This window comes from Streptomyces sp. NPDC002884, assembly GCF_040295245.1.
Taxonomy (GTDB): Bacteria; Actinomycetota; Actinomycetes; order Streptomycetales; family Streptomycetaceae; genus Streptomyces.
On the sequence record NZ_JBEOVB010000089.1, the window covers coordinates 1 to 4,941 of the forward strand.

Genomic DNA, 4,941 nt, shown 5'->3' on the forward strand with positions numbered 1-4,941 from the left:
CGCATCGACGTCCTCTTCGCCATGCTCCGCGACGGCACCTTCTACCAACCACCCACACCCGCTACGGCTTGACGAAAACCATAGAGGCACCTTTTTAGCCCGGACATGAGCTGAGTCGAGGACTGCGCGGGACAGATCGATGAGCTCGTGGCCGTCCAGAAGCTGGAGAACCTTCTGATGCAGCCGGCCCCAGACTCCGGCGCGGGACCAGATGGCGAAGCGGCGATGCACAGTCGACTTCGACGCTCCGAAGCACGGCGGCAAGGCCCGCCAGGCGCAACCGCTGACGAGCACGTAGATGATCGCGGCGAACACCGCCCCATCATCGGTGTTCGCGGCCCCGCCACCCTGCGGCCGCAGGCGGGCCGACGGCAGCAGCGGCTTCGCGATCTCCCACAAGCCGTCCGGAACGATCCATCCCCAGCACCCACTCCCCATGCCCAGCACAACGGCCAACTGACCATGTAGGACACGGTCTAATACTCCAGCAGCGGTTCGTGTCCTGAGCTGGCGGTTGTCGTTGTTCTGGTATGGAGGGGATGACTGAAGTCGCTGACTGGGCCGCTGAGTTGGAGTCGATGTTCGCTCGGGTGGCGGGCCGGTTTGCTCGGGCGGATCTGCGGTGGCGAATGCGGGACTATGTCCGTGGGCTGCTGGGGCGGGCGACACGCAAGAACGGCTGGCAGCTCGCGGAGTGGGCAGGTCACCGCACCCCGGACGGCTTTCAGCGGCTACTGAACAGCAGTGTCTGGGATGCGGACGCCCTGCTTGACGACGTCCGTGCCTACGTCGGCGAACGGCTCGGGCCGGACGGAGTGCTGATCATCGATGACACCGGGTTCATCAAGAAGGGCACCACCTCGGCCGGGGTCGGGCGGCAGTACACCGGCACATCGGGAAAGATCGACAACTGCCAGATCGGGGTGTTCGCCGCCTACGCCACCGGTTCAGGCCGGGCCCTGGTGGACCGCGAGCTCTACCTGCCCAAAGCCTGGACGTCCGACCGCGAGCGGTGTCGGGCAGCGAAGATCCCCGACGCGCGGGGCTTCGCGACCAAGGGCGAACTGGCCCGGGACATCGTCCGCCGCTGCCTGGCCGCCGGCCTGCCCGCCACGTGGGTGACCGCGGATGAGGCCTACGGACAGGACTGGAACTTCCGTCGCCTGCTCGAACAACACGGCCTCGCCTATGTGGTGGCAGTGCCCAAGTCCCAGCAGATCAAGTCCCTGGCCGGGATCTGGCGCATCGATGAGCTCACCGACGAAGCACCCGGTGACGCCTGGCAGCGGCTGTCCTGCGGCGACGGGGCGAAAGGCCCGCGGATCTACGACTGGGCCGGGGCCAAGCTGCCTGCCAACATCATCTTCGACCCCGACCCACCAACCCACCATCGCTGGGTGATGGCCCGCCGCAGCCTGTCCGACCCTGAAGACGTGGCCTACCACCTGGCCTACGCACCCGTGGGTGTCGAGATCGCCGAACTGGCCCGGGTGGCCGGCTCCCGGTGGGCGATCGAGGAGTGCTTCCAGGCCGCGAAGAACGAGTGCGGCCTGGACGAGTACGAGGTCCGCCGTTACATCGGCTGGTATCGGCACATCACCCTGGCCATGCTCGCCCACGCCGTCCTGGCCGCACTCGCCGCCCAAACCGGCGCTGAGGCAAGGGGGGCTGCAGAAACGGATCAGCTCTCGTCCCGCTCACCGTGGCAGAGATCCGGCGGCTCCTGGACACTCTTCTGCCCCACCCGCGAGGCGACCGCGATCCCGTTGCCCATGCACTGAAATGGTCGGCTTGGAGAAGGCACCGCCAAGCCGTCGCCCGCCGCTGCCACTACCGAAAACGCAGCTCAGGACACGAACCGCTGCTGGAGTACTAAGTTTGTACAAACGCAGGCGAGCATGTTCTGGGGCTTGTCTTGACCATCTCGTCAGGGTTCGGTGCCGGCCTTGCGGTGGGTGGGGCGGGTGTAGGACTGGCCGGTGGCGAGGACTCGGCCGACGTAAAAGCGGGATGCTGGTTCTTAAAGCCGGATAGGCATCCGGAGCCTGCACGGATGAGTGCAGGTGCACCGGCCTTGACGGGGAAGCTCCGACTCTCATCATGGTCAAGTGGGCTCCGACAGGCCACGCTACCGGTCCCGACTGGCCCCATCACCGCGATCTGCTGGGGTCAAGACACGCCGTCAAGAAACAGACGTCGGGCCTTGACCCCGGATGTTGGACGCACGAGACCCTGGATTTGTCCGGTCAGGGTTGGGCCGTTGGGGCCGGCAGTGCCCGCCCCACGCTGCCCGACTTTGTGTCAGCGGCCAGCGGGTTCGGCGTAGCGCCGGCGGCGCCGATCCGGGTCGTCGACGCCGATCTCGTACCAGGGCTCGCCCCGCTGGAGCCGGGGCAGGGTGTTCACCCACACCGCGACGGCGAGATCCGCGATGGCGCCTGGGTAGCCAAACTCGCCGGAGACGTCCTGGACGGTGGCCCAAAGGGCATGCGGTTGATCGTCCGCAAGGAAAGACCGCCTCGGGGCACAGTTTGCGGCTCACGGATGCGGACGGCATGCGCCTGACCTGTTTCGCCGCCAACACCTCTGGCCGGCCGATCGCCGAACTCGAGCTCCGTCACCGGCTACAGGCGAGGGCCACATCCGGGCCGCCGGCCTGCGAAATCTTCCTCTGCACCGCACCGCCCAGAACCGGATCCGGCTGTAGATCGTGCAGATCGCTCTCAAGATGCTGGCCTGGATCCCGATACCCGCCCTGACCGGCACGGCCCGTCTCCGGGAACCCCGCCGCATGCGGCTCCGGCTGTTCAGCGCGGCCGGACAACTCGTCACTACCGGCCGTTGGCGGATCCGCCGCCGGTCCGGCACTGGGCCTGGACCAGCCGCGTCACCGCCGCCCTCGACCGGCTCACCGTCCTGCCGGACCCCGGATGACCAGCGGACTCCCCCATCCCTCCGAGGGGATACCCGGGTCCTCAACCTGCCCCACCTCAGTCCTCGACATGAAATCGAGCCACCGACTCCGTCTGCAGCCCGTTACGAAACCTCGAGGCTATAATTACGGGACAGGCTTTGGCGCAAGTAAAATGAGTAACGAATTTCACTGCGGGTAAACTATTCGCGGATCTATTACCCGCCGAAAGATTTACTGCGGATTGCACACTGAGTCGTGAGCGCACGCGACCCAGAAACCACGTAGACGAAGGCTTTGTAAGGATCGATATGCGTGGTGCGGCAGATATGCATAAGGCCAAACTGTGTGTCGACCGCTTGCACCTCAAGGTCCATATCGGCATTCAGTTGCGCGAGCATACAGTTGCCGGGAGTAGCGCGGGCGGAGGTGTTCTTGTCGTTATTCCAAGACAGCCACATCGAGAACTTCGTGTTGTTGCACAGCTTGACCGACCCCTTAGGGCCGAAGGATCCATCTATGGCTGCAGAAGCATTCCCGGCGCCCCCAAGGATGGTGGCCGCGGTAATACCCGCGGTAACTGCGACAGCGGACGCGAACCTCATGAATCGTTTGCGCAATTTACGCTTCCTTTCCGCGATGCCTGCGGAGTTCATTGAAGGTGGATGCCATGTGAATGGCAGCTTCAACAGTAACTACGTGGGGAGAAGGTTTCTGGTTCAGGTTTGGTTCAAGATTTGAGGTGTCGCGGTGACATCAACCGAACGTTACCGGCATCTTGCCGGGATCGTGGACGGCCCGCGGCTTCCGCCATGGAGCCAGAGCTGCGGATATGGCCCGGTCAAGGCCAATCCTGCGGACTGTTTCGACGAGCAGGACCGACCCGGCCTGGGTGACGACCTGACGGCCGGCATCCTGAACGCGGACACGGGGATAGGACCCGATAGGGTGCTTCACCTGGAAGGTGCCTCTGACTTCAGCGGGAACAAGGACCTTAGACAATCATTATCCTTGCTGGTCAGAGGCTCTTTCTGCTTTCCTGACCGCCTGCCGGACAGCCCGCCTCGTGAAAGCGCGAGGTTAGCGATCACGGGGTCTGGCACGTACAGGCCACTGGAACCCGCCATTTCAGGCTAAATGACGAGGTGAGCAAAATGTTACGTTTGCCTGCACGAGATCCGCTGACTGCTGATGTCACTCGGTGAACGGCGCATAGTGAGTTCTGAATGGCCTTGCCTGAGCGAGAGAATTCCAGGGATGCGCGAACCTTGTCGGCCAGGACGTCGTCGGTTGACTACGAGACCGTCCGACTCCGACCACCGTGGAGTCGACGGACTCCCGCCGCGCCTGGAGCCGACACCCCAGCGATCCTGGACGCTCGGCGTATGCGGCTCCGCCCGCCGTCTTAATCCTGTGGAAGCAGATTTCATAAAGCAATGATTGAACCGAGGAGCGCCTCACCTCGTTCTACTTGATGAGGCATGTAACCTACCTTGGAGAGAAGAAAATATGAACCCGGATGAATTCGCCGAGATGCTTATAGGACTGGAACGGAGGGGCGTCCAACACAACACGGCGCAACAGCAGATGCTTCTCAGTGACTATCGAGCGGCCGTACAGAAGGCACAAGATAGGGGGATTACTCTTACGCCTCAGCAATTTCATCAAAACCTAGTTGCGCAAGCTGCTCAGCGGCAGCCCGTACCTGCGGCTTCCCAGCCAAAACGAGCTGCGCCACGGAGCGCTTACGATCAACAGCAGATCAATCGTTTCAATTCGCAGCCGATGCCGCACAAGAGCCCTCAGCAGCGATAACAAAGACGCACCGAGAATCGAGGTAATGGTTTCATGGTTCCGGCTCGTCGATGTGGTAGACGCGTATCGCAAGGGCTTGTGATCAACTCGCTCTGTGAGCGTTTTCAGCGTGGCCACTTTAGAGGATGTCTCACGTGGTGCATGGCCCGTGCGGCATCATGAGTGGTTGTGGGTGCTGATCTGTCGCAGCGGCTGGTTCCTGACGAACTCTGGGA

Annotated in this window: 3 protein-coding genes and 2 pseudogenes; 2 read left to right on the forward strand and 3 right to left on the reverse strand. The window is 63.1% G+C overall.

The window, feature by feature from the left end; genetic code table 11:
• Positions 1-438: transposase (locus tag ABT070_RS45975; protein ID WP_351769322.1), on the reverse strand; the 438-nt coding region annotated here is incomplete at its 3' end.
• Between the two features lie 92 nt (positions 439-530).
• Between ABT070_RS45975 and ABT070_RS45980 the strand changes: the two genes are divergently transcribed.
• On the forward strand, positions 531-1,781 hold the full coding sequence (locus ABT070_RS45980) for an IS701 family transposase (protein WP_451103166.1): 1,251 nt from the start codon (positions 531-533) through the stop codon (positions 1,779-1,781).
• Between the two features lie 634 nt (positions 1,782-2,415).
• Positions 2,416-2,934, forward strand: a pseudogene (locus ABT070_RS45985) (transposase); the annotation flags it as partial.
• 195 nt (positions 2,935-3,129) lie between these two features.
• Here ABT070_RS45985 and ABT070_RS45990 read toward each other — a convergent pair.
• Positions 3,130-3,567 (reverse strand): hypothetical protein, encoded by a 438-nt coding sequence (locus ABT070_RS45990; protein WP_351769320.1) that lies wholly within the window; start codon positions 3,565-3,567, stop codon positions 3,130-3,132.
• Positions 3,568-3,685: 118 nt separating this feature from the next.
• Positions 3,686-3,868 (reverse strand): annotated as a pseudogene (locus tag ABT070_RS45995) (transposase); the annotation flags it as partial.
• Positions 3,869-4,941 lie beyond the last annotated feature (1,073 nt).